The sequence below is a fragment of the Candidatus Brocadia sinica JPN1 genome (genome assembly GCF_000949635.1).
Taxonomy (GTDB): domain Bacteria; phylum Planctomycetota; class Brocadiia; order Brocadiales; family Brocadiaceae; genus Brocadia; species Brocadia sinica.
This window is the reverse complement of sequence record NZ_BAFN01000001.1, coordinates 651,241-676,629: the sequence shown is the minus strand read 5'-3', so window position 1 is coordinate 676,629 and position 25,389 is coordinate 651,241. Positions and strand designations below refer to the sequence as shown.

General features: G+C 41.1%; 21 protein-coding genes. 11 read left to right on the top strand and 10 right to left on the bottom strand.

What is annotated here, in order from left to right:
• Positions 1–36: 36 nt before the first annotated feature.
• The 8 genes from hzsA to BROSI_RS03045 all read left to right on the top strand — a co-directional run bounded on the left by hzsA (position 37) and on the right by BROSI_RS03045 (position 12,081).
• Positions 37–2,466, top strand: coding sequence for a hydrazine synthase subunit alpha (hzsA, locus tag BROSI_RS03080; protein WP_052562261.1), 2,430 nt, complete (start codon positions 37–39; stop codon positions 2,464–2,466).
• 352 nt (positions 2,467–2,818) lie between these two features.
• Positions 2,819–3,850: a DUF1573 domain-containing protein gene (locus tag BROSI_RS03075; protein WP_052562259.1), complete on the top strand. Its 1,032-nt coding sequence runs from the start codon at positions 2,819–2,821 to the stop codon at positions 3,848–3,850.
• A gap of 122 nt (positions 3,851–3,972) precedes the next feature.
• Positions 3,973–5,220, top strand: coding sequence for a multiheme c-type cytochrome (locus tag BROSI_RS03070; protein WP_157842344.1), 1,248 nt, complete (start codon positions 3,973–3,975; stop codon positions 5,218–5,220).
• Positions 5,221–5,222: 2 nt separating this feature from the next.
• Positions 5,223–7,412, top strand: a complete 2,190-nt coding sequence (locus BROSI_RS03065) for a glycoside hydrolase family 57 protein (protein WP_052562254.1) — start codon at positions 5,223–5,225, stop codon at positions 7,410–7,412.
• A 52-nt stretch (positions 7,413–7,464) separates the two neighbouring features.
• Positions 7,465–8,490, top strand: coding sequence for a galactose-1-phosphate uridylyltransferase (gene galT, locus BROSI_RS03060; protein ID WP_052562251.1), 1,026 nt, complete (start codon positions 7,465–7,467; stop codon positions 8,488–8,490).
• Positions 8,487–9,953 carry a glycogen synthase GlgA gene (gene glgA, locus BROSI_RS03055; protein ID WP_052562249.1) on the top strand — a complete coding sequence of 489 codons (1,467 nt, stop codon included), beginning with the start codon at positions 8,487–8,489 and terminating at the stop codon, positions 9,951–9,953. Before galT ends, glgA begins: the two co-directional genes overlap by 4 nt.
• Before the next feature lie 26 nt (positions 9,954–9,979).
• On the top strand, positions 9,980–11,728 hold the full coding sequence (locus BROSI_RS03050) for a PAS domain-containing sensor histidine kinase (protein ID WP_052562248.1): 1,749 nt from the start codon (positions 9,980–9,982) through the stop codon (positions 11,726–11,728).
• Positions 11,725–12,081, top strand: coding sequence for a response regulator (locus BROSI_RS03045; protein ID WP_230400630.1), 357 nt, complete (start codon positions 11,725–11,727; stop codon positions 12,079–12,081). The genes BROSI_RS03050 and BROSI_RS03045 overlap by 4 nt, the downstream gene beginning before the upstream one ends.
• Before the next feature lie 104 nt (positions 12,082–12,185).
• Here BROSI_RS03045 and BROSI_RS03040 read toward each other — a convergent pair whose 3' ends face one another.
• The 9 genes from BROSI_RS03040 to BROSI_RS03000 all read right to left on the bottom strand — a co-directional run bounded on the left by BROSI_RS03040 (position 12,186) and on the right by BROSI_RS03000 (position 23,830).
• A complete protein-coding gene (locus tag BROSI_RS03040) occupies positions 12,186–12,506 on the bottom strand; it encodes a hypothetical protein (RefSeq protein WP_052562246.1) in 321 nt (106 codons plus the stop codon).
• A 103-nt stretch (positions 12,507–12,609) separates the two neighbouring features.
• On the bottom strand, positions 12,610–13,983 hold the full coding sequence (locus tag BROSI_RS03035) for an SUMF1/EgtB/PvdO family nonheme iron enzyme (RefSeq protein WP_052562245.1): 1,374 nt from the start codon (positions 13,981–13,983) through the stop codon (positions 12,610–12,612).
• A 6-nt stretch (positions 13,984–13,989) separates the two neighbouring features.
• On the bottom strand, positions 13,990–16,674 hold the full coding sequence (locus BROSI_RS03030; protein ID WP_052562244.1) for a valine--tRNA ligase: 2,685 nt from the start codon (positions 16,672–16,674) through the stop codon (positions 13,990–13,992).
• A 126-nt stretch (positions 16,675–16,800) separates the two neighbouring features.
• The gene (locus BROSI_RS03025; protein ID WP_052562242.1) at positions 16,801–18,939 is read right to left on the bottom strand and encodes a ChaN family lipoprotein; all 2,139 of its coding nucleotides are present in this window, start codon (positions 18,937–18,939) and stop codon (positions 16,801–16,803) included.
• 324 nt (positions 18,940–19,263) lie between these two features.
• Positions 19,264–19,926: a DUF4145 domain-containing protein gene (locus BROSI_RS03020; RefSeq protein ID WP_082058993.1), complete on the bottom strand. Its 663-nt coding sequence runs from the start codon at positions 19,924–19,926 to the stop codon at positions 19,264–19,266.
• 93 nt (positions 19,927–20,019) lie between these two features.
• Positions 20,020–21,570: a glutamine-hydrolyzing GMP synthase gene (gene guaA / locus BROSI_RS03015; RefSeq protein WP_082058992.1), complete on the bottom strand. Its 1,551-nt coding sequence runs from the start codon at positions 21,568–21,570 to the stop codon at positions 20,020–20,022.
• A 356-nt stretch (positions 21,571–21,926) separates the two neighbouring features.
• Positions 21,927–22,142: a hypothetical protein gene (locus BROSI_RS03010; protein WP_052562241.1), complete on the bottom strand. Its 216-nt coding sequence runs from the start codon at positions 22,140–22,142 to the stop codon at positions 21,927–21,929.
• A 265-nt stretch (positions 22,143–22,407) separates the two neighbouring features.
• Positions 22,408–23,379, bottom strand: coding sequence for an integron integrase (locus tag BROSI_RS03005; RefSeq protein WP_052562240.1), 972 nt, complete (start codon positions 23,377–23,379; stop codon positions 22,408–22,410).
• Between the two features lie 118 nt (positions 23,380–23,497).
• Positions 23,498–23,830, bottom strand: a complete 333-nt coding sequence (locus BROSI_RS03000) for a phage integrase N-terminal SAM-like domain-containing protein (RefSeq protein WP_052562239.1) — start codon at positions 23,828–23,830, stop codon at positions 23,498–23,500.
• Between the two features lie 179 nt (positions 23,831–24,009).
• On the opposite strand from BROSI_RS03000, the gene BROSI_RS02995 reads away from it, so the two are divergent.
• From BROSI_RS02995 to BROSI_RS02985, 3 genes are all read left to right on the top strand, one after another.
• Positions 24,010–24,531 carry a GNAT family N-acetyltransferase gene (locus tag BROSI_RS02995; RefSeq protein WP_052562237.1) on the top strand — a complete coding sequence of 174 codons (522 nt, stop codon included), beginning with the start codon at positions 24,010–24,012 and terminating at the stop codon, positions 24,529–24,531.
• A gap of 103 nt (positions 24,532–24,634) precedes the next feature.
• The gene (locus BROSI_RS02990) at positions 24,635–24,838 is read left to right on the top strand and encodes an addiction module protein (RefSeq protein WP_052562236.1); all 204 of its coding nucleotides are present in this window, start codon (positions 24,635–24,637) and stop codon (positions 24,836–24,838) included.
• Positions 24,839–24,843: 5 nt separating this feature from the next.
• Positions 24,844–25,140, top strand: a complete 297-nt coding sequence (locus BROSI_RS02985; protein WP_052562234.1) for a type II toxin-antitoxin system RelE/ParE family toxin — start codon at positions 24,844–24,846, stop codon at positions 25,138–25,140.
• An 87-nt stretch (positions 25,141–25,227) separates the two neighbouring features.
• Here BROSI_RS02985 and BROSI_RS19640 read toward each other — a convergent pair whose 3' ends face one another.
• Complete coding sequence (locus BROSI_RS19640) at positions 25,228–25,389, bottom strand: hypothetical protein (RefSeq protein WP_157842343.1); 162 nt, start codon at positions 25,387–25,389, stop codon at positions 25,228–25,230.

Here is a 25,389-nt window from a genome sequence, read left to right as displayed (position 1 = left end):
GAATATTTTAAGAAAGTGAAAGGAGAAGGCCAACAGATGAGTAAGAGGATAATAGGAGGGGTAATGGCATCGGCGTTGGTAGTCGGTGCGTTGGTCTGTGGGGATATCTTTGCATCGAATCAGGTAATGACGGGTGGTTCGAAGCAGGGAAAGGCCTTATGGACGGATTATAGCGGGATGTCGAAAGAGGTACAGGGTCCTGTGGACGTGATATTGTTTACCCAGTCACCCAGGACGGCAAAGGGTGATCCGTATCAGAACTATCCGCACTATGTGTCAGAGGGCAGCCGGATTGTAAGCTACAATTTAAAGACAAAGGAATTGAAGGTATTGACCAATGATTTTGCGTCAGCTTTTGATCCCTGCACGTACTGGGATGGTAAGAAGTTTGCGTTTGCCGGGATCCACAAGAAGGGCGGCGGATGTCAGATATGGGAGATGAATGTAGATGGCAGCGGGATAAGGCAGATGACTGATTATAAAGGTACTTGTCGTAGCCCGATCTATTATGCGGCAGGTAGTATTGAAGAGGGTCAGGGTCGCGTGATATGGAGAGACAGGTATTTTGAAGGAGACTGGAAGGAGAGGGGCACGGTAGAGAAGACGGGGTTCATCATCTTCGCAGGTTCTCCGGATGGCGTGAGGGACGAGTTCCATAATCCGTATGCGTATAATCTTTTCAGGTTGGATACGCAGGGAGGCCATGTGACAGAGAGAATTACCGGTCACGTGCTGTCTGGTATAGAGTTTCCTCATCTGAATACTTCGATAGATCAGATCACTTACAACGTGAGTTCAAACTATGATCCTGCGCTTACGCCGGATGGAAACATCCTGTTTTCCAGCGTCCAGGCCAATGGTAGCAGGGCAGAAGGCAAAGGCAGGGTGTTGCTGGAAGTAGACAACTGGGATGGCGCGTATCCAAGGGCGATTTATGGTAACTGCCCGGATGAGATTGGTGGCGCATGTGGCAGATCTCAGGCCAAGATCACCTTTGGAGACAGAAAGCTGGTATATGTAGAGTCACCCTATATGAACTGGGGTGTTGGTCAATTGGCAGCAGTCAGTTGGGATGCTCCCTATAACAAGACCTACGAGAGGCTGACGAAGGATGATGGTGGATTGTACAGGAGCCCATACCCACTTCCAGATGACAGGATGTTGGTGTCCTATGCAGAGAGAGGTGATTTTGGAATCTATTGGTTTGACTGCAAGAATGGCAAGGCAGGGGAATTAGTATACAATGATCCGGAGTGGAACGATCATCAACCAGCGCCTGTGTATATTAAGTACAAGCCAAGGTGGATCAATACCTTTACCGCAGGGAAGAACTTTGGTGTAACGACAGTGACGTATCAGCCATTTGACCAGGTGAAGGTGGAGGGATATCCACATTCCTGGGGCACATGGATTTGTTTTGACACGACACTGACAGACACGAAGGTTGGCCCGTATCCATCCGAGAGGGCGAAGGTAATGAAGCCGGGCGATGTGAAGGCAGTGAGGATAGTACAGGGTGTGCAGTGTGTGGAGCCTGAGGCAAGCAGGTTCAAGGCTGGAGTTGGAAGCCACCTTTTGGGTGGAGAGAGGTCAAGCAGCAACTCAGGGACTGCATTCCAGCAGAGAAGGATAATCGGGTATCAGTATGTAGAGGATGACGGGTCGGTGGTTACGTCACAGACGGCAGACACCCCTTATTACATTCAGATATTGGATGACAAGGGGATGGCAGTGCAGAGCGGGTTATCATGGGCATATCTGAGGCCATATCATGGCAGGATTTGCAGTGGATGTCATGATGGTTCCTACAGGGGCAGGGCATTCCAGAACCAGCACACGAAGGCGTTGTACAACTGGTGGTATGATGACAGGAGTCACTATGATTCACCATTTGCATTTGCATACCTGAAGCTTGATAAGAATGGTAACTATCAGGGGGTAAAACATGGTGAGGATGTGGTGGTGCCATCGGACGTGTACTATGGAGGACCATCAGGTACGACATCACAGCCAGTGGAAGGTCTAACAGATGAGAAGAGGAGGACGGTGGATTTCCGCAGGGATATTCAGCCGATCATCGATGCAAAGTGTTCGGGTTGTCACAATGCGAACAATCCTCCGGACTTGAGTGGTGGTGGAGAGCTGGCGAGTGTTGATGGTGTTGCAGCATTCAGCCGTTCATACAATAGTTTGCTTGAACCACAGAGGGGTAAGGATCCCAACCTTGGCGGCAAGTATGTTCATCCATCATCAGCCATCAACAGCTTGTTGATCTGGAGGCTGTATGAAGAGGCTTTGAGTCAGTTTGCGCCGAGAGAGAATGTATTCCCGATTGAAGGAAGGGTAATGCACGACAAATTCCTCACGCAGGATGAGAGGTATTTGTTTGTCGAGTGGATAGACATCGGGGCGCAGTGGGATAACATCCAGGGTCCTGATTTTTACCCTGGCTATCTGGCAAGATAATGCCTGAAGGAAATCCCTGAGCTTGTCTTCATGAAGGCCGGGAACCGGAAGTAAGACAACTGAAGAGCTGGGTTAGGCGGGTTTCTCCCCTCCTCCCAGCTCTTCGTGTTTTTAACTTTGCAGAGGTGTCAAAAAAGGAAAAAGTGATCAAAAAGAGGCGCTAATTTCTCAAAAATCGCTTGGATTGATTTTTGTTGATTGAAGGTATAAACTATTGTAGTATAAAAATCGTTAAGTTGATTTTATTGATCTTGATATTATGAGAACGCGTGGAAATGCTGCAGGAATATGTGTTGTTCGCCTGATAAATTCAAGAAGTACTACATGTAAATTAATAGGAGATACATTTGCTATGAAAGAAATGAAAGTGTGTTTAATCATGGTACAACTGTTGTTCATTTTTATAACATGCTGTAATGTCTTAATAGCAGACACGAGAGACAATGAAAATACTCATACTGAAAAAATTTTGGAAAAACCTAAAATAGTTTTTGAAGAGAAATTGTATGATTTTGGCAAAATTTATATTGGTGAGATTGTGAAACACGGATTCATATTTAAAAATCATGGATCTGGTGAATTAATTATAACCAGCGTCAAATCATCTTGTGGGTGTACAGCTGCTTTGGTTTCAAAGAGTAACCTACTTAAAGGTGAAGAAGGCGAGGTACAGATTAAATTTAATCCAGGCCGTTTTATTGGCAGAGTAACGAAATCAGTTACAGTGAACTCAAACGATCCTGAAAATCCAGCATATAAATTAACTATTACCGGAGAAATAATTGAAGAGGTTCGCGTTAATCCAAAACAAATTAATTTCGGTATTATAAGAAAAGGTGATTCTTGTACCAGGAATGTAGAGATAAAAACAACGCCTGAGTTGAAAATTGAAGTAAAGAAAGTAGAGTCACCTAATCCTTATATTACGATTACACAAAATAAAACAACGGATGACGATGTCTATAGTTATCAGGTTTCTATTGAAAAATACGATTTCATTGGCAAATTTAATGGAATTGTGTTTCTCTATACAAGCAGCAACAGACAGGAAAGGATAGATATCCCATTTTCCGGAGAAGTTATTGGGGATGTTACTTTTTATCCGGAAATGGTATCTTTTGGTAATATTAAAAAAAATCAAGACCCAAACAGATCGGTTATAGTGAATTTCGTGAATAAAGATGTGAAAATAGAAAAGATTGAGGCTGATCCAAGTATAATAAATTATGCAGTGTCTGATTTAAATGATAGTAGTAAGAAAATAGACATTAAGCTGGGCAAAGATATACTGGCTGGGAAAATTACGGGTAGTTTAAGAATATACACAAACAGTGCTATTCAACCAGTTATTACTATTCCTATCAGTGGGGAAGTAAGAGGGTAATTAAGTATCCTTTCATTATGAGGAAGCATCTAGGGTATCTCTTTGCTTTTTTTATTGTTTTTCTATCTAGTACGATTTATGCTTTTCCTGAGAAAATATCGATAATTTTTTCCGGAGAGGAGTTGGGAAATCTTGAACCATGCGGTTGCTATGAGGGTCAACTTGGGGGAATTTCCAGAAGGCATTCGTTTATAGATTTCTTTCGGAAACAAGGGAACATTGTTTTACCGGTAAGTTTAGGCGATCTTTCCAGGGGTTACAGTAGACAGGATGAGATTAAACTGGAAACTCTATGCCGTGCAATGGGAGAAATGGGGTATGTGTTACATAATCTTGGTGAAAAGGATATTGGATTTGGTCCACAAATACTCAGCTTTTTATCCCAAACGAATAAAGTAAATTTCCTTTCAAGCAACGTAAAAATTGTTAGTCCATTTCCAATAAAAATCAGTCAATATGTCATAAAAGAACGTTTTTATTCTGGGCATTCTTTTAAAATTGCCTTTTTCGGTATTCTTTCCAAATCCCTTTTTAGTGCGCATGCGTTGGATTATGTGAATGTATCTGAGCCAGTAAAAGCACTAAGCCCTCTGGTTAAACAGTTGCATGGTAAGGTAGATCTCTTAGTATTACTTTCGCATTCATCACTGGAAGAGTCCGTCGAGATTGCAAAATTCTTTCCAGAAATAGGATTAATTATAAGTGGGCACAATAGCGATGAACCAGAGGATGCAATATATATTAATAACACACCAGTTGTTTCTCCCGGGATGGGTGGAAAGTACATTGGTGTTGCGCACTATTCAATAAATAAAAATGTTGTTGAAAGAAAGTCCGTTGAGGTTGTTCCATTGGACCATACTTACAAAGATTCAAAAGAAATGATTTCATTATTGAAGGAATACCAGCAACAACTTGTGGATGAAGATTTATTAAGCAAGACCCCTCAGGCGCCCCTCCCAGAGGGGTTATTCTATGTGGGCAGTTTTGCCTGTGGAGTATGCCATAAAGTAATATACGATCACTGGTACAAAACAACACACGGTGCTTCATATAATACCCTGATTGGTGTTGGTCATCAATATGACCCGGAATGTATTAAGTGTCATACAACCGGCTACGGGGATGTTTCAGGATTTTTGAATTACCAAAAAAATCGAAACTTAATAGATGTGGGTTGCGAAAGCTGTCATGGTGCTGGAAGTAAACATATAAAAAGTGTAAAGAATGACTATGGTACAACAGGTGAAAGCAATTGTGTGATTTGTCATAATAGTGAACACAGTCCAAAATTTCAATTTGCGGAATATTGGAAAAAGATTGAACATCCGAAAGAAACACCAAAGAAGCTTCTTAAAACACTTGAATAATAATGATCAAAATTGCATTCTATTGGCATCAGCACCAACCTTATTATAAAGACAATGTAACGGGTGAGTACTCGATGCCATGGGTGCGGCTGCATGGAATAAAAGACTATATCGGTATGGCGTTATTACTGGAAGATTTTCCCAGAATACGCCAAACGTTTAATTATGCGCCATGCCTGCTTGAGCAACTTAAGGATTATGGGGAGAATCGCGCCAGTGATCAGTTTTGGAAATTAACAAAAATACCTGCTGAGGATTTAACCCAGGAAAATAAACTTTACATATTGGATAATTTTTTCTCTGCGAATCATCAAAACATGATTGATATTTATCCGAGGTATAAAGAATTATTAAAAAAGAGGAATTTTAGAAAGAAATTGGCACGAGAGGTGGTCAAGATTTTTTCTAACGAGGATTTTCAAGATTTGCAGGTTTGGGCAAACCTCACGTGGTATACTCCATTAGTAATTCAAAGAGACCATCTGTTATCAGAATTAATAAAAAAAGGCAAAGGGTTTACAAAAGAAGATAAGGAGATAGTACTATCAAAACAAACTGATGTAATAAGACAAATTATTCCACTTCATAAACGATTGCAAGATTTGAAGCAAATAGAAGTTACCGTCTCTCCCTATTACCATCCCATTTTACCTTTATTGTGTAATCAAGAAGCCGCAAAAGTTATTTTACCTAAACTGTCCTTACCAAAAAAAAGATTGTTGGCAACCGAAGATGCAAAAATACAGGTAGAAAGAGCTGTTCAAACCTACGAAAAATATTTTGAGCAAAAACCTCATGGTATGTGGCCTTCGGAGGGTGCTGTTAGTGATGATATTATTCCGATAGTGACCCAAGCAGGGTTTCATTGGTTAGCATCCGACGAAGAGATACTGGCTTGTTCCCTTGGTAATAAAGTATTGAGAGACAGGTACGGAGATGTTGTTGCGCCTGAGTTATTATATAAACCTTATCAGATCAATATAAAAGATAACACCATTAATATGGTGTTTCGTGATCACGCTCTTTCAGATTTAATTGGATTTCAGTATTCGAAGTATCATCCCGACTCTGCGGTATCTGATTTCATAAATAGGATTAATAGCCTGAAGAAATATAACAACAATGGGAAACCCCTCCTCGTAACAATCATATTAGATGGAGAGAATGCCTGGGAGCATTATCCTGACAGCGGTATAGATTTCTTACGGAAACTGTATCGTGTAATTAGTGACGATGGCGATTTGGAATGTGTCCGTATTCGGGATTATTTGGAAGAGCATCCTCCGGGGCAAGTATTGCAGCATATTTGCCCCGGTTCGTGGATTGGGCATAACCTGGCAACATGGATTGGACACGAAGAAAAGAATACAGCATGGGATTTGTTAGAAGATACACGCTCTTTTGTTGTAAACCAGGCAGGAAGGAAAGACCTTTTATCTTCGGATAATATTATGAGTAAGGCTTGGGAAGAAATATTCATAGCGGAAGGCAGCGATTGGTTTTGGTGGTTCGGTGACGATCATTTTACCCATTATAAAGATGAATTTGACAGCTTGTTTAGATTGCATCTTAAAAACGTATATAAATTATTCAATGTTGATGTACCAAGGATATTAGATGTGCCTATTTCGAGGATGGATTATAGAAAACCCTATTCATATCCAAAAAGGTTTTTATCTGTTAATCTGGATGGTTTTGTGAGCAATTATTTTGAATGGCTTGATGCAGGCAAGTACAGTGCAAGCAAGGATATGGACGCAATGCATAGAACATCTGATCAACCTCTTCAGGAGGGGTTCTTTGGATTTGATATAGATACTTTATTTATAAGGGTAGATTTTAACGAAAATTTGTTTTCTCAATATAGAGATAGGGGAAGACTGGTAATAACTTTTGTCCAGCCCGAGGAATTGCAAATTTATACATCTTTTTTTGCAGATAAACCGTTGAGATTTCGGATAAAAAATAAAAGAAATACTTACGACAGGAAAGATTTTTATAGTATCTCCTTGAATAAAATAATTGAATTATCCTGTCCTTTTGCGGATTTAGGCCTTTTCCCAGGAATAGATGTAGAATTTTTTATTGAACTGGTGAAAGAGGATGAAGTTATACAAAGGATGCCCCTTAGGACGGTGTTTTATTTTTCTGTACCATCAAAAGATTTTGAAAGAATGATGTGGCAGGTGTAACGCCAGGGACCACAAGATTATTTTCCAAAAAGACAATGGAGGACGATAAAACATGCCGGAGCTTCGAAAAGACCCCGTTTCTGGTCGTTGGATAATTATTGCTACAGAAAGGGCTATGCGACCAACTGATTTTAAATCGGAACCACAGTCTCTTAGAGGTGGTTTTTGCCCTTTTTGTGAAGGAAATGAAGATAAGACGCCGCCGGAGATTATGGCATATAGAGAAAGAGGCACTCAATCCAATACAAAAGGATGGCGAATAAGGGTGGTTCCAAATAAATTTCCCGCGTTAAGAATTGAAGGTAATTTAAACAAGCATGGTGAGGGAATCTACGATTCGATGAACGGTATTGGCGCGCATGAAGTGATTATTGAAAGCCCGAAGCATGTCACTTCTTTGACAGAACTTGATAATAAACAAGTGGAAGAGATGTTGTGGGCATACAGGGATAGACTCGTGGATTTGAAAAAAGATAAACGATTTATATACGGATTACTTTTTAAAAATGTAGGGACGGCCGCGGGTGCTACCCTGGAACATTCCCATTCACAATTAATTGTTACACCTATTGTGCCGATATCGGTTATGCACGAGATGAATGGGTGCGAGGAATTTTACAAATACAGAGGTCGTTGTTTACTTTGTGATATGGTTCAACAAGAGTTATCTACCGGGACACGGATCGTGCTGGAAGGTGATACTTTTGTTGCCTTTGCGCCGTATGCATCGCGATTCCCTTTCGAGACATGGATTTTGTCAAAAATACATTCCTCCCATTTCGAGAATTTGCAAAAGATGGAGACCGAAGAATTGGCCCAGATTTTACGTGCGGTTCTTCTCAAACTCGAGACATCACTTGAGTTTCCACCTTATAATTATATTGTCCATACAACGCCATTTGTTTTTGGGGAAATAGAATATTATCACTGGCATATTGAAATTATTCCACGGCTAACAAGGGTTGCAGGTTTTGAGTGGGGTAGTGGTTTTTATATAAATACGGTAACACCTGAAAATGCAGCTGAATTTCTTAGAAACGTAAATATAGAAAAGAAAGCAGTGGTAGTGCAATCGTGAAAACTATCTATTTGTCATCTGAAGTAGTGCCTTTTGCAAAAACTGGTGGTCTGGCCGATATTGCCGGGGCGATTCCCAAAAGTTTACAAAAATTGGGTGTGGAAATTGTGTTATTTATGCCCCTTTACGGTACTATAAAAGAATGTCAATATCCTATAACAAAAACTGATATACAGTTTGAAGTAAAGATCGGTGACAAGCCTAAGACTGGATATGTGTATAAAGGATTTTTACCAGATACACAAGTACCCATTTATTTTTTGGACAATGAACAATATTTTGCCCGAAAGGGTTTGTATAATTATCCAGGGACCATAAAAGATTTTGATGATAATAGCGAGCGGTTTATCTTTTTTGCTCAGGGTGCACTGGAAGCCATAGAAAAGCTCAAAATATGTCCTGATATTGTGCATTGTAATGATTGGCAGACGGGGCTTGTTCCGGTATATTTAAAGACAAACTACGCAAGAAAAGCGTGTTTTAAAAAGACAAAGACAATTATAACTATCCATAACCTTGCATATCAGGGATTGTTCTGGCATTGGGATATGAACATGACAGGGTTGGATTGGAGCCTTTTTAATTGGAAACAATTAGAATTTTACGGGAAATTAAATTTTTTAAAAGGGGGTATTGTTTTCAGTGATCTCATTACTACTGTTAGCAAAACATATGCTGAGGAGATTCAAACTCCTGAATATGGTGAAGGTCTGGATGGTGTACTGAGAGAAAGGGCAAAAGACCTTTATGGAATCATCAATGGAATTGATTATTCCATATGGAACACGGAAACTGACAAATTTATCATTGCGAATTATGGATTGAAAAATCTGAACGGAAAACAACTCTGTAAAAGGGCTTTACAACGGAAATATAAATTGCCGGAAAGAGATTGTCCTATTATCGGGATGATAACCCGCCTGACAGACCAAAAAGGATTGGATTTAGTTGTGAACAAATTCATGGATTTGATGAAGGTTGACCTCCAGTTTGTTTTGTTGGGCACTGGTGATCAGCGGTATCAGGAATTATTTCAGAACTATGCAAAAACATATCCTGCAAAAGTGGCTGTAAAATTGACATTTGATGAACGTTCAGCACATGAAATTGAGGCTGGGTCAGATATGTTATTAATGCCGTCACGATTTGAACCATGCGGACTGAATCAGTTGTACAGCCTGAGATACGGAACCATTCCAATCGTTCGAAGTACCGGTGGTCTTGCAGATACAATTACAGATGTTCGTACGGATCCTATTAGCAGTAGTAGAGCTAACGGATTCTCGTTTAAAGAGTACGACTCGGATTTATTATTAGCCACTGTTGTGAGGGCAATGGATTTATTTAAGAACAAGAAGCAATGGACTAATCTTATGAAGAATGGTATGGCACAGGATTGGTCCTGGGAAAGAAGCGCAAGGGAATATGTAGCACTTTATAAAAAAGTTGTAGATACGAGATAAGTCATATCAAATATGAAGAGTGGATTATGGTGTTATCGCACATTTTAAAAAATGAATTCGACAATGTTGTAAACAACCTCGTGGATGCGCTCGATGCTGGATTATCCATAATGGATAAAGATCTGAATATTGTTTGGGCTAATAAGACCCTTTCTAAAATGCTCAATTTAAGGGATGATCCAGTAGGGAAAAATTGCCGTGAGGTGTATAAATGTGAATGCAAGGAGATGAAATATTGTTCTGTTCTTCAAGCGCTGTCAAGTGGTAAAAAACAGTTTAGTGAGATCCAGTTAATTACAGAAAAAGGAGAAAGAAGGTATGTCAAAAATATTTCTATACCTATCAGGCACGAGAATGGTGCTATTATCCAGTTACTTAAGTTCTCGATAGATACCACGGAGCAGGAAGAGAAGATACATCGACTTTCCTTATTGCGAAAACTTGCAGAGTTGATGCAGGGAACGCTGCAGATTGACCGGTTGCTTCACTTAATCTTAACCTGCGTTACAGCCGGGACTGCATTGGGATTTAATTGTGCAAGGCTTTTTCTGGTGGATAGGGAACGGGGTATTGTCTATGGTAAGATGGCCGTTGGTCCCTCCGGTTGGGAAGAGGCAAATAAGATATGGGGTGAAATAGCCAGTAAGTATGAGAAGTTAGAAGACCTTATTAAAGCATCGGAGGATCATTATCGTGAGGATACTCCGTTGCACATGATTACACGACTGATGGCCTATTCTTTAGCAGATGAAAAAGAAATCATCGTCTCGTGTATAAAAACAAAAAAGCCTATTTTAGAAAGAGATGCCTTTCGTAATCCAAATAGTAATAAAAAGTTTGTAAGCATGATTAATGCGAACGAATTTGTTTGTGTTCCGTTAGTGGTTAAGGACGAAGCGATAGGGGTAATTTGTGCTGATAATGTTTACAGCCGCAAACCAATAACAGAGGAACAGGTCGAACTTTTAAGTATTTTTGCTAACCGTGCGGCATTGGCAATTTCAAATGCAGAAACTTATAAAAAACTTGAAGAAAAGATTCAACAACTCAAAGAAACTCAGGAAAGACTAATTCGTTCAGAGCGGCTTGCGGTTATAGGAAACATGGCGGCATATATTGCGCATGAGATCCGTAATCCATTGGTGACGGTGGGTGGGTTTGCCAGGGCGATTTTGCGGGATATTACTAACAATAAACAGACAAAACGAAATGTAGAGATCATTGTTGAAGAAGTTGGTCGATTAGAGAGAATCCTTGCGAATATTATGGATTTTAGTAAACCCATAGAACAGACACCGGTTAAAGTGCCTTCTCAAATAAATGAAATATTAGAAAATACATGTTCCTTAATGGATCCGTATTTCAAAAATAACCGCATTCAGTTGATAAAAAGATTCGATGCCATTATGCCGAAAATTAATATAGACCCCACCCAGATCAAACAAGTATTTTTAAATCTGATAAAAAACGCAGTGGAGTCAATGACCAATGGCGGCACCCTGATAATAGAAACTATGGTGGAAAATGAATACGTAAAAATTAATATAACTGATACCGGTGAGGGCATGACGGCGGAGGCAATGCAGAACATCTTTGTACCCTTTTTTACAACAAAGGTAGACGGGACAGGTGTAGGATTGGCAGTGTCCCGCAAGATCGTAGAAGACCATGAAGGCTATATAAAAATGAAAAGTTCATTACACGAGGGAACAACTTTTTCTGTCTTCTTACCGGTAAAAAAAGGACAAGTGCAATTTTTAAGGGGGGGCGAATGATGAAAACTATTCTCGTGGTAGAGGACGATAAAAATCAACTTTTGCTCTACGAACAAGAACTGTCATTAGAAGGGTATAACATTATTACAGCGAAGGATGGCCTGGAGGCTATAAAAAAGGTAAGGGAACAATTGCCGGATCTGGTTGTAATGGATATTAACATGCCTAAAATGAACGGGATTGAGGCGATGGGAAAAATCTTAAATGAGCATAGGAAGATACCTATTATTATTAATACTGCTTATAGCAGTTACAAGGACGATTTTATGTCATGGGCGGCTGATGCTTATATTATTAAGTCCTCAGATTTGAAAGAACTGAAAGACAAGATAAAGGAATTGATTCGAAGATAGCAAAACTAGAGACAGCCTGAGTAGGTTAAGAAACAAAAAAGGCATTCTTGCATTTTTACTGATGCAAGAATGCCTTTTATTAATTTGTTATTGTGAATTATCTCTTAATGGTGACCTTCTTCGTGGTGATGTTCTTTACGTTTTTCACATTTTTCATCATCACAATATTTACAAGGATCCTTTTTGAATGCGGCTGCACAGTCATTGCAGCATAATGTAACGGTTTTTCCTTCACATTCCACCTTTACGCCTTTATCCTTCTCAATGGTCTTGCTGCAGACCACGCACTTTGTTTCTGACTTTTCTGCAGCTGAGGCCTCTTTTGTGCCACAACAACTCGATGCATGCGTCATCTTGACCGTGTAAGAGGTCGACAACACAAATGCAATTCCAATAACACCCACAAAATATCCGATACGTTTCACGAATTCACTCCTTTCAAATAATAATTGTTAAATTAAAATAATACAGATATTATAATATGATATTGCGATTTTTAAAACAAAAAGTGGAAAATTGCTGCTTGAATTATTTCTCTTTTACATCCTTTGCACATCGAAAACCCACCCCTAAATTAAATAAGTTTGGTTGTTCTGATTTCCTTGTATTTGTTCGTACTTGGAAGGGTTGTGAAAAACGTGAACCTCCGCGTATAACGCGCCGAAGTCCATTGTCCGGACCTTTTGGATTTTTGTGAGGGGATTCCGCATAATATGTGTCAAGATACCAATCGGCGCACCATTCATAAACACTACCCGCTATATCATAGCAACCATAAACGCTTTTTCCGCTTTCAACGCTACCAACAGGTTTTGGCTCGCCGCTGAGATTGCATCGTGCAGGGTCCCATTCATTGCCCCACGGGAACTTTCTTCCGTCAAGTCCCCTCGCCGCCTTTTCCCACTCTGCCTCTGTGGGGAGCCGTTTCCCTGCCCAGGCTGCGTAAGCGTAGGCATCATACCAATCAATCCGTACAACAGGGTAGTCTGGGACATTATAGTATTCATTATCCCAGAATCGGGGAGTATGGTCCTTCCCACTGGGCTCTCCTTTAAAACATTTGCTGTGGTCGTTTGTCTTTTTCATATACTCCAGGAATTCCCAGTATTGTGCATTTGTTACCTCATAACGGTCTATTTCGAATGCATCAAGGTAGACCTTGTGTTCAGGATAGGCATCCTCTCTGGCGTCGTTTGTACCCATAATAAATTCACCTTCCGGCACAAGGACACTACCGTATTTTTGTTTTTGTTCAATGAGCGCCTTCTTCATGATCTCGTCCCTGTTTTTGAAGGCATCCATCACTTGCTTGCGTTTCTCTACTGCATTTTTAAGAACAACGACGTAACTTTGCACTTCGGTAATATCACTGGCATCGGGGGCGAGAACAATATACTTTTGCAGATGACGAATTGACTGCTCGGCATTCCCTAGTTTACTGTAAAGCCATCCCATGTTGTAATGCAGTGCAGGAAAATCCGGGAATGCCTCTTCGGCCTTTTTATATGACTCTATTGCTAAATCATATGACTCGGCATCGCAATAATCATTGCCTTCTTTATAATACTTCTTGGCGAGTTCTTTCTTTTGTTTTAAGGTATCGGCATCCTGGGTAGGTGGTATTTCTGCGAGTGGAACAAGTTTTTTTCCGTGCTCTTTACAAAATTTTTCACCTGGGGTACCTTCTTTTTTGCACTCTGGGCATACCATTTTTACGGGAAGTTCTATCAATTTGGTCCCGTCGTCGCCGCAAAATTTTGTTTCTTCTGAAAATAATTTATTGCACATCGGACATTTTTTCGTCAGTGTCTTTGCGGTAGACGCCCCGGCATGGAGGATTGAAATCAAGATAAAACATGACACAATTACACATAATAAAGAGATCCAATATAATCTTTTCATAATTCCTTATCCAAGGTCATTCAAAATAAGCTTTATTTTAGATATTTGTTCCAACAATTCCTTTTCCCGATTTTGTTCCATTGCTACCACATGGGCAGGTGCCCTTGCAGCAAAATTTTTATTTTCCAGTTTACGCCGTACCACTATTAAGTAATCTTCAAGTTGTTTCAAGTGTTTTGATTGACGTTCCCTTTCTGCAATGGGATCAATAATTCCCGCAAGTGGTACAAAGGCCTGTATCCTTCCAATGACTTCACAGGCAGAATGAGCAGGTTTTTCAAGGTCTTTGCCGATTTCTACGTGTTCAATATTGGCCATTCGTTTGAGTAAACCAGAATGTTTATCCAACTCATATTCACCATTCCCAGAGATAGAGATAACGGCGTCCAATTTCTGTTTTTCCTTGATATTCATCTTGCTGCGTATATTTCGAATGGCCCGAATAACGTCCTGCAGGATAACCATGTGCTCTTCGGAAATCTGATCTTCGTATCGTTTATCTTCCATAGGCCAGACGTCGCACATAAGGCACTCGCGATGCATATCTTCCTGGATGTTGATTTTGTTTTCTAAAATCACATGTTTTAAATTTTGCCACAATTCCTCTGTTATAAAAGGTACGAAGGGATGGAGTAAATGCAATATCTGATTAAACACTTTTGCCAGTATAGTTTGTGCAACCTTTTTGTCCCGGGGACTCTCCGATTCATACAGTCGTGCCTTTACAATTTCCAAGTACCAATCGCAGAATGAATGCCAGGTAAAATCATAGGCCTTCATGGCTGCATCATTAAATTTGAATTGTCCCAGATACCATGTGCATGTCTTAATCGTTGTGTTTAATCGGCTGAGGATCCACTTGTCTTCAAATTGATAATCAGCCGGCTCAAGATCAATCTCTCTCGGCTGTTCCTCCTCCAAATTCATTGTGATAAAACGTGCCGCATTCCACAATTTGTTAGTAAAGTTACGGCCCATTTCAAACCTGCTCTCTGATAGTTTTATGTCCTGGCCTTCTGTGGTCAGGACAATGATCGAAAATCGAACTGCATCTGCACCGTATTGGTCGATCATGACGAGGGGATCGATGCCGTTTCCCAGTGATTTACTCATTTTTCTGCCCTGTTCGTCGAGGATTGTTCCGTGGATATAGACGTTAGAGAAAGGGACGTTTCGCATTATTTCAAGCCCCATCATGACCATCCGTGCTACCCAGAAATAGATGATTCCCCGATCGGTAACAAGGGTCGATGTCGGATAGTAATATCGCAGCTCCGGTGTTTCCTTGGGCCAACCCATTGTAGAAAATGGCCACAGGGCAGAACTGAACCATGTATCGAGCACGTCATCGTCCTGCTTCAGGATAACACTATTACATTTCGAGCACTTCGTGGGTACATCGCGCGCTACAGTAATTGCACCACAGTCCTGGCAATACCAGGCGGGAATACGGTGCCCCCACCAAATTTGCCTTGAAATACACCAATCACGCACATTTTCCAACCAGCTCAAATAGATCTTTTCCCAACGTTCGGGGAAAAAGGTTACTGATTTTCTTTGGGAAGCTTTGATTGCGGCGTCTGCAAGGGGGCGCATCCTGACAAACCACTGGTCTGAAATATAAGGCTCAATAACGGTATGACACCGATAACAATGTCCAACTGAGTGCTTGTGAGGGGTGACCATTTCGATAAATTTCTTTAATTTTAACTCTTCTATTAAGGCATCTCTGCACTCAAATCGGTCCATTCCCTCATAATCCCCTGCAAGTTCATTCATAGTCCCATTTTCCTGCATTACAACAATAGGGGTTAGGTTGTGGCGTTTGCCCATTTCAAAATCATTAGGATCATGAGCAGGTGTAACCTTAACAGCGCCAGTCCCAAAGGATGGATCGACAAATTCATCGGCAAGGATGGGTAATTCACGTCCTATAACGGGCAGGGTAAGGATTTCACCAATCATGTCTTTGTAACGGTCATCTTTTGGGTTAACGGCCACTGCGACGTCTCCCAGCAAGGTTTCGGGACGGGTTGTGGCTACCACCAGAAAGAGATGGGGGGCGTCCTTGAATGGGTATTTTATGTGCCACAAGTGTCCTTCGTGTTCCTCATGTTCAACCTCGTCGTCGGCAAGGGCAGTACGGCATCGCGGGCACCAGTTAATGGTGTATTTTCCTTTGTAAATTAATCCCCGTTCATAGAGACTCACAAAAGTTTCTTTTACTGCAGCAGAAAGTCCCTCATCCATGGTGAACCTTTCCCGTACCCAATCGCAAGAGCTCCCCAATTTTTTCAATTGTTTGATGATGGTTGATCCGTACTGGTTCTTCCATTTCCAGACTTCTTCTATAAAACGTTCTCGTCCCAGATGCTCGCGTTTAATACGTTTGGTTGCCAGTTCCCTTTCGACCACATTCTGGGTGGCAATACCGGCATGATCTGTACCAGGCATCCAAAGGGCATTGTATCCCTGCATGCGTCTCCAGCGAATTAAAATATCCTGGATAATATTATTCAAGGCATGCCCCATATGAAGCACGCCCGTTACGTTAGGAGGTGGAATAACAATGGTGTAAGGTTCCTTTGAGGGGTCTGGTACACTATGAAAAAACCCATTTTCCTCCCAAAATTGATACCACTTATCTTCGATTTCTTTAGGATTATATTGTGTTGATAGTTTTGTCTGCATAGTTTTAATAGTTTACCGCAAAGGCGCCAGGAGCGCAAAGCTTTAAATAAGTTGAAAGATGACAGTTGAAAGCTCAACTTAAATTTTACAACTTTTTTGCGCCCTTTGCGTCACTGCGGTGGATTATTACTCCTGTTCCATTTCAAAAAGGGTAACTTCACAAGAAATCCTCTTCCCGCCTCGTTCGATATCAACAGTGCAGGTGTCACCAAACTGCTTCGTCTGAAGATAGTGAACCAGTTCCATAACACTTTTCACGATTTTCCCGTCGATCGAAAGAATAATGTCACCCATCATGAATCCAGCCTTTTCAGCAGGACTCTCTGGGGTTATTTCTTGTATAACCAGTTTATTGTCGCTTGTTCTTTGAATCTGAACTCCCAAATGTATCCTCTTTTCCTGCATTACCGGTGGGGGGATTACCCATACAAAATCGGCTGGTTCTAACGGAATTTCCTGCAAAAATAGGTCTTGCTCGGTTGTCGGTTTACTTCCGTGAAATTCGGCTGGATACAGTGTGTAATACGGTAAAAAAGTGCGTCGAAACACCCGCTTCGGAATGCCGAAGTCGTATATTATATGGCCGTTTCCGGCAAATATGAGAAATGTTTTGTCTTTGCCTTCCCAGGAGGACAGATAGTCTGCAATCGTCTGGGCCATGTATTCCTCCCATAGGCATTGTACATCATTATATCTTTCTAAATCGGCTAAACGGTCAACCATATGCTCCCGAACGGCCCTCTCCAGATAGACCCGATGAAAGAAATCAGTTGTGTCAATTTCAGGTAATTGTTTTTTCTCTTCCTCACTCAAGGCTTTTAGCCCTTTTTTACTTACCATTTTTACCACTTCTTTTGGTGCGTTTAATGCGATTACGGGAATTTTCTTTTCACATGCAAAGTCCAGGATGTCTTTGTACAGACTATAATCGTATCCCCACTCTTTATCCCATTGTGTCTCTTCTAAGAATTTTTGCTCGTCTATTTCTCCAGCAATCCACTGGTCTAAAAAAGGTTGATATGGCCTTGTAAACATCTCCATGCCAATGGCTATATTATTTCCAAAATTTTCATAACAAGCCTTGAGTATTTTCAATTGAACCTGATGCGCTGCCTTGTTGGCATGGGTCTCACCAACATAGAGGACACGGACGCAATCAAAGAAATGATGTAACTGAGAAAACTGTACCTTTTCGCCAGTCGGAATATGAATAATATCATCAATGGCCACCTGTTCTGGAAAATTTTTTGTTCTGTTAGCTTCTGAAAAGGCATTCATCGGTAATAAAACAAATAAAGCTAAAAGTAGCAAGATGACGTTGCTAAAACGTTTTAACCACAAATGTTTAAAAAGGCTCCTGACCACTTGCATGGTATCGAATCCTATTGGTATCAGATTAGGAAGCTCAAAATCTGACATCTTTGATGAGGATAGTGATTCACCCAAGACTTCTATTTTAGCTAAGTTTTGCTCTCCTGTACCGTGTTTCTTTGCCGTTCGCAAGAGAGGTACTTGAGAAGGATGAACGCCAAGAACATCCGCAACAATTCGGTCTATAGCAATGCAATCGGTGCCACCGAGGATTAAGGAAACCTGCCTTGGTATTCCTCCGGAAGGTCCACGTTTTTCCATAGACACGATAGCATCAACGATTGTGAAAGTAGGTTTTACGGCATGATAATTGGCTAGCAACATCTCTGTATACCATTCCCGATCATTATTTGATGTAAAATGTCGCCATGCCTTCCTCTTGCCACTGACACATCCATACATATTCTTCACCGCTGCAGTATAGAGCAATTGTACATGCGCCTTGAGCTTGGGAAGGTTAATGATGGCATCTGCATCCAGCGCCTTGCCGGAAATTGTGAGCGAAAATGATTTTGTTCCACATGTTGCCTTTACCCTGCGGGGTACATCGAGTTCAATGATTTCTATGCCGTGCTTTTCTGCAAATTTGTTCAGACCTAAGCGACTGGCAATCTTCGATACGGCGCCAAAGGCAGGACTGTCGCCAATAATTGGTGTTGCATCCATTTCCAGCACCTTTTGGGCTACTGTTTCTATGACTACCGGATGGGTTACAACACATTCTTCAGGTGCACTCTCCTTTATGAAATTTGGCTTTAGCAATACCTTAGAGCCCTTTTTTACGATGTTATGGATACCACCAAAATGGTCGAAGGTTTTGTCAATGGCCGCATTGACCTTTTCCCGGTCGTAATCAGCACAGCGGACGATAGAAACACACGTTTTGTTCGTCATGACTAAATAAAAAAATTATATATAGTAATTACTGTCTAGAATTTCAAAATTAAGGGTGGCATGGATAAACTTGTTTGTCCGTGCTCTAAATGAAACTTGACGTCAGAATACTGGATAAAATGTAATTTCAATAATATACCATTTTTTGGTTATTAATCAAATCCTCATTTTATTTCCCGGTTTGACTCGAAGTGGCAGCAAATATGACAAAAAGAAAGATAAAATCTCAGGTGGTGTATATGAAGGTGTCTACTTGTGTTTGTGATGGGATTATTACTATAGCGTTTATTCTTATATTGGTGTATTTAAACAGTAAGAAGGTGATTAACGCTTTGTTGTACCCTTTTTATCAACTTCCTTCAATTTGAGATTCAGTATTTCCCGCTTCTTTTTTATTATTGCCGGTTGAACAAAATAAAAATTAAACAGGGTTTCCAGCACATCGAGATTCCAATCTGCCTCGCCTGGCTCAACGTCCACAATTTCACCGGGCCGTTCACTCTTGATTGGATGGGCTGCAAAGTTGCCAATATTCCGAACATCATCAATGGACTCCGCTATATACGGTGGCAAACTTCCGCTGTCTAATACTTCCTGGATTTCATTTGCAAGATTGGATGGCTTAATATGTGCCTTTCCTCGTAACAAGCGTTGCAGGCAGCGACGACTTAAGGCCGCGCTTGCCTTTGGACTATCAGCAAGAACCGTACAGGCCTCTTTATATTCCCTTGCAAATTCCTCAGGGACTTCTTTTGAGAGCGGTACACGACTCGGGGCTCTGGGATAAATAAGGCGCTCATCTTTGATGTACTCTAAAATGTGCCGGCCTCCGATACTGCCGATTTTACCACTCCCCAGAACAAGTACCACCCGCTCACAGGATGGGCATTTCCGGCTAATGATACCCCAATCACCACTTGCATCGTTACCAACCGGTATAACCTCGTAGAAATCGTGGAATGATTCCAGACAATGTGGACATTTCATAAGTAGACATTCCTTTTAAAATGTTTTAAAACTCTAAATAAACCAATGAGCTTGTAGTTCATAAAAAGCATCATGAACACAAACGCAGGGTGTCTATTCCCATTCGATAGTACTAGGCGGTTTCGTGCTAATGTCATAAACCACACGATTGATGCCATTGACCTCGTTGATAATCCGATTGGAGATGATTCCCAGTATCTCATGCGGGATAGGGTACCAGTCGGCAGTCATGAAGTCAGTTGTTTCTACAGCACGGATGGCAATGACGTTTTCATAACTCCTTTCGTCCCCCATGACCCCAACAGTGCTCAGCGGCAGGAGTACGGCAAAGCACTGGGCAATGGAGCGATAGAGACCTGCCTTACGTATTTCTTCAATAACAATCCTGTCTGCTTTGCGAAGGATTTCCAGTTGGGGCTTTGTCACCTCGCCAATAATTCGAATGGCGAGTCCTGGTCCTGGAAAAGGGTGACGCCAGACCAATTCTTCTGGTAATCCAAGTTCCTCGCCTATTTTTCGTACCTCATCCTTAAATAAAAATCGCAGAGGCTCTACCAATTCAAATCCCAATTCTGCCGGTAGGCCACCCACGTTATGATGGCTTTTAATAGTTGCTGTCGGACCTCCGTGGACAGGGATGCTTTCGATGACATCAGGATAAAGCGTACCCTGTGCCAGGAATTTTGCCTGAGATATCTTCTTTGCCTCTTCTTTGAAAATCTCAATGAATTCGTATCCAATGATCTTGCGTTTTTTTTCAGGATCAGTTACGCCTTTTAGTTTCTCTAAAAACCTATTGCGCGCATCAATGGCGTGCAGGTCTACTGTAAAATTCTCTTTAAACGTTTTTATAACCTCATCGGCCTCGTAGTTCCTCAGAAGTCCGTTATCGACAAAAATACAGGACAGGTGGTTCCCAATGGCCTTATGGATGAGTGCTGCCGTGACGGCAGAATCAACGCCGCCCGATAGTCCACATACTACCTTTCTGTCTCCGACCTGTCTGCGAATGTCACTCACAGATTTTTCTATATAGGAATACATCTTCCAGTCGCCTGTGCAACCACAAATTTCATAAAGAAAATTACGGATGATCTGACTTCCCTGTGGCGTGTGGGTAACTTCGGGGTGGAACTGCACACCGTAGAATGCCATCTTTTTATATTTTACGGCGGCATAGGGGCAGTTCCGGGTAAATGCAAGTGACTCGAATTCCGCAGGTAATTCAACAACCTGATCACCGTGACTCATCCATACGGTGATGTCTTTGACAAGTGATTTGAATAACTTGCTTTCGTTGTTAACCGTACAGGCCGTCCTTCCGTATTCACGAGTAGGCGTTGGTTTTACCGTGGCTCCCAGCATCTGACACCCCAGTTGCATTCCATAGCAGATACCCAATATGGGTATTCCCAGGGTAGCTATTCCTTCGTCACATCGCGGGGCGTTCTTTACGTACACGCTGGCTGGGCCGCCGCTGAGGATAATACCCTTCGGGTTGGCCTTCTGTATCTCCGCTGTGGTAATCTTGTGTGATACAATCTCGCTGTAAACGTTATTCTCTCTTACCCGACGTGCAATCAGCTGGGCATATTGAGAGCCAAAGTCGAGGATCAAAATCTTTTCTTTATTCTCTTCGATCATTTCATTTTCCTGAACGTAAAGTAGTTGTTATAAATAAATTCTCTGTCTTTTTGTTTTAAGGTTATTCTTTGCGTCCTTTGTGTCTTTATGGTGAATTAATAAACTTCGTCGTGAGTTCCAACATCTATTAGCAAAACTTCTTTAGCATCTATAAACCTAAAAACCACTCTGTAATCATAGCCAATGCTAAATGCCCAAAGGCCCTCAAGTTTTCCTACCAATTTATATGTTTTAATCGTGGATTAAAAGGGTTTTTTGCAAATAACGCTGTAGCTTCTCAGAATTTCTTTTTAAGTTCGTCATTATATTTTACCTTCTTTTTGTAAATCCGTTTGAACCCCTGATCCCATGCTATTCTAATCCCCTTCTAAATTCTTATATAAATCTTTTACAGTTCCTCTTTTAACCAGTCTCTTTTTGAGATTAGTCATAGCCTCTTTAGCTCTTTTCGCAATTGCATCCCTTTTAGCCTCTGTTAATTGTTTCTTTATAACATCTATCGCATACTCCTTATCCTTTAACGGTAACTGGCTAAAATCTTCGATTAATTTATTTAAAGTTTTTGTGCCCATTATTCTATGCCTCCTCTAAATTTTTATCTGATACACCTAAATGCATTGTTAATAATCTTACCACATCTTCCGGTAATGGAAACATTTTTTCCTCCTTTTCTGCTTCACCAAAGTCTGCATATTCTCCGTTTTCATCATCAGAAAGTCGCTTCCCTGTACCAAGTAAAAAGTCATTGCCAACCGCTATGTTGGTGGTAATGACTTTTTGAATTAAAACTTAGCTATGGCAGCCCTTAATTACTCAGGGGGGGAGCTTACCCTATAATCAGAAATCAAGCGGGCTTTTTACCTCTTTGACAGTCTGGCTTTTGATCGTATGAGTGTATATCATAGTCGTCCTTACATCACTGTGCCCCAGCATCTCCTGAATGGTGCGGATATCGTAGTTAGCTTGCAACAGATGGGTTGCGAAACTATGACGAAAGGTGTGGGATGGCACCCTCTTCAGTATCTTTGCCTTCCTCACAGCTCGCCGTATCGCCTTATTCACATGCGTTTCATGGAGATGATACCTCCTGTATTTGCCCTCATCGGGGACAAGCGTCAATGTCTTGGCCGGAAAGAACCACTGCCAGATCAGATCCTTCCCGATATTTTTATACTTCTTTTTAAGAAGTCCTTCAACAAATGCTCCCGTATAACCGGCATCGAGGTCTTTTTGATGCAGTTCCGTCACATAGGTAATATGGTTTTTAATTTGCGGAACGATAGATCTTGGAAGCGGCACAATCCTGTCTTTCTTCCCCTTCCCGTCATGCACCGTCAATATCCCTGCATCTAAATTAAAATTGTGCAGCCTGAGCTTCATGCACTCAAACAGCCGGAGGCCGCGACCGTACAAAAGACTAACCACAAGGTCATAAGGATACTTAAGGTTGCCTATTACCAAATCCACTTCCTCCCGAGACAGCACAACAGGCATATATCTGGTCCGTCTGGCCATCACATTATCGCTCTGGTCGCCAAAATCGGTTTTTAGCACTCGTCTGTATAAAAACAAAAGGGCATTAAACGCCTGGTTCTGAGAAGAAGCCGAAACGCGGCATTGCACAGCCAGAAAGCGTATGAAATCCTTCACATCGGATGGATTCAAATCAGAAGGTTTCTTGCTTTTTCTAAAGGCTTGGAACTTCCGCACCCATGTAGAATATGATCTCAAGGTCTTCGGGGAATAATGCCTTACCTTAATCTCCGCAAACAGGCCTGAGTAAACCGTGTCCCACTCTAATGCTGGCAACTCCTCCGCTTTCGCCCCCGCATCTTTACCTGTATTCTGCTCTTCTTTTACGGGGAGAGGAGCGGAATAGCCTGTTCCGGATTTGCCCGCACCCCTCCCGTATTCCCCTTCTTTATTATTACCCCTCTCTCCTCACGGGGAGATGACTACCAATACTTCCCTCTCCCTCAGGGAGAGGGACAGGGTGAGGGTTGTTTCCCAGCATCTCATAATAAAACTCCACGGCCCTTGCCGCCTCTTTCTGCATAGCAAGAGACAGGTTCTTCTCGTGCAATTTGATCATGAAATGTTTAAGGGATTCCCTCTCAGCATACCCATGACAGTATTTATGGCAGAAATCAAGATAGTACCGCAACCACTTCTTATAATTATTATGAAGGGAATTTGGAACCGATTTTTTATTCAGCAAGAGACTATATTTAGTAAATAAAGCGGCAGGAATATTGAGCATGAATACTTATCCTACTTTCTTGATATCACTCAATTTGTAATGTTAACAAGTTAGAATTATAGTAACGAAAATTTTATATGTCTACATTTATGTCAATTATTCCTTGACTTACGCTGTGCTGTTTGTTAGATAAAAGAAAACTTGTTAATAATATTGTTAATCGTCATTTGAGAGTTCATATGCAACTTGTAGATTGCTCATTCGAAAAGCATGCAGTTTCCGTTCTTGAAATACTGAATGAAGCAATAGCCAATTCTACGGCGTTATATGACTATAAGGCGCGTAGTATTGAGAGCATGGAAAATTGGTTTTCGGTTAAAGCTAAAAATAAATTTCCTGTTATTGGTTGTGTGGATGACGATAGAACATTGCTAGGCTTTGCCTCCTACGGAACATTTCGCGCGTGGCCTGCATATAAATATACGGTGGAACACTCGGTATATATACATAAGGATCATAGAGGAAAAGGTATCGGTTTATTTCTAATGAGGCGACTAATTGAAATTGCTAGGGAGCAGCAATATCACTCACTTATTGGTGGTATTGATGCAAAAAACGTCGCCAGTGTCGTATTGCATGAGAAATTAGGATTTAGGCTAGTCGGTACTTTGCCACAGGTAGGTTTTAAGTTTGGGCGTTGGCTAGATTTGGCTTTTTATCAGTTGCTACTTGATACACCATTTAGTCCCGTAGACGATTAACAAGTCAAGCCACTCGGCCAACTAAAGTTGGCCTGGGACGCCGCTACGCGGCGCCCGTGCTCTCCACGTTAAGTGTAAAAAATAAATAGAAAGGAATACAATTATGTCAGTTAATAACGCATTAATCGAAAAAGCATTGGAATTAAAACCGCAGGACAAAATTATATTAATTGAGGCTTTGGTAACCAGCTTAGATAAACCAGATCCGGAGATATCAAAAAAATGGATACAGGAAGCTGAGTCCAGACTTAAAGATTACAGAGCCGGTAAAACAAAAGGGATACCTGCAGAAGAGGTATTTAGATAAGCTTTATGAGAGTGATATTCGATGAATTGGCCAAAAAAGAATTTGATGATGGAAAAGAATATTATGAAATTGAAGTAACAGGTTTAGGAAAAAGATTTGAACAAGAAGTCAAAAGAGCCATTAATATAATCAAAAAAATGCCAGAAATTGGTTCTCAAGAAAGTGAAAACATTAGAAGGCATATTCTTCATAAGTTTCCTTACAAAGTATTATACTCCATTGAAAAAGACCATATTTATGTTATCGCTATTGCACACTTACACCGTGAACCAATGTATTGGATTAATAGAATCAGAACCTAACAACGCGCTGCACCGGCCCTCTGTGCTCCATTGCCGCCAGTGAGCTTTATCGATAAACCTTAACCATAAACAAATAAGCGTTAAGTATCAAACCAGCCATGTTATTGTGGTAAGTCCTGGAAGTATCAACTCTGCAAGCTGTCCGGCAAACGTCTCTGTTCCAAGCGGGTGCCTGCTAGACGTTTCGTCACTTTCCAAATCTTCTCTTTCAGTCCAGAACAGGATTTCATTAAGATTCACAATCAACAT

Coding starts and splice junctions, on each gene's coding strand:
- hzsA (WP_052562261.1), top strand. CDS start 37: ATGAGTAAGAGGATAATAGGAGGGGTAATGGCATCGGCGTTGGTAGTC.
- BROSI_RS03075 (WP_052562259.1), top strand. CDS start 2,819: ATGAAAGAAATGAAAGTGTGTTTAATCATGGTACAACTGTTGTTCATT.
- BROSI_RS03065 (WP_052562254.1), top strand. CDS start 5,223: ATGATCAAAATTGCATTCTATTGGCATCAGCACCAACCTTATTATAAA.
- galT (WP_052562251.1), top strand. CDS start 7,465: ATGCCGGAGCTTCGAAAAGACCCCGTTTCTGGTCGTTGGATAATTATT.
- BROSI_RS03050 (WP_052562248.1), top strand. CDS start 9,980: ATGGTGTTATCGCACATTTTAAAAAATGAATTCGACAATGTTGTAAAC.
- BROSI_RS03045 (WP_230400630.1), top strand. CDS start 11,725: ATGATGAAAACTATTCTCGTGGTAGAGGACGATAAAAATCAACTTTTG.
- BROSI_RS03035 (WP_052562245.1), bottom strand. CDS start 13,983: ATGAAAAGATTATATTGGATCTCTTTATTATGTGTAATTGTGTCATGT.
- BROSI_RS03030 (WP_052562244.1), bottom strand. CDS start 16,674: ATGCAGACAAAACTATCAACACAATATAATCCTAAAGAAATCGAAGAT.
- BROSI_RS03025 (WP_052562242.1), bottom strand. CDS start 18,939: ATGACGAACAAAACGTGTGTTTCTATCGTCCGCTGTGCTGATTACGAC.
- BROSI_RS03020 (WP_082058993.1), bottom strand. CDS start 19,926: ATGAAATGTCCACATTGTCTGGAATCATTCCACGATTTCTACGAGGTT.
- guaA (WP_082058992.1), bottom strand. CDS start 21,570: ATGATCGAAGAGAATAAAGAAAAGATTTTGATCCTCGACTTTGGCTCT.
- BROSI_RS03010 (WP_052562241.1), bottom strand. CDS start 22,142: ATGGGCACAAAAACTTTAAATAAATTAATCGAAGATTTTAGCCAGTTA.
- BROSI_RS03000 (WP_052562239.1), bottom strand. CDS start 23,830: ATGCTCAATATTCCTGCCGCTTTATTTACTAAATATAGTCTCTTGCTG.
- BROSI_RS02995 (WP_052562237.1), top strand. CDS start 24,010: ATGCAACTTGTAGATTGCTCATTCGAAAAGCATGCAGTTTCCGTTCTT.
- BROSI_RS02990 (WP_052562236.1), top strand. CDS start 24,635: ATGTCAGTTAATAACGCATTAATCGAAAAAGCATTGGAATTAAAACCG.
- BROSI_RS02985 (WP_052562234.1), top strand. CDS start 24,844: ATGAGAGTGATATTCGATGAATTGGCCAAAAAAGAATTTGATGATGGA.
- BROSI_RS19640 (WP_157842343.1), bottom strand. CDS start 25,389: ATGTTGATTGTGAATCTTAATGAAATCCTGTTCTGGACTGAAAGAGAA.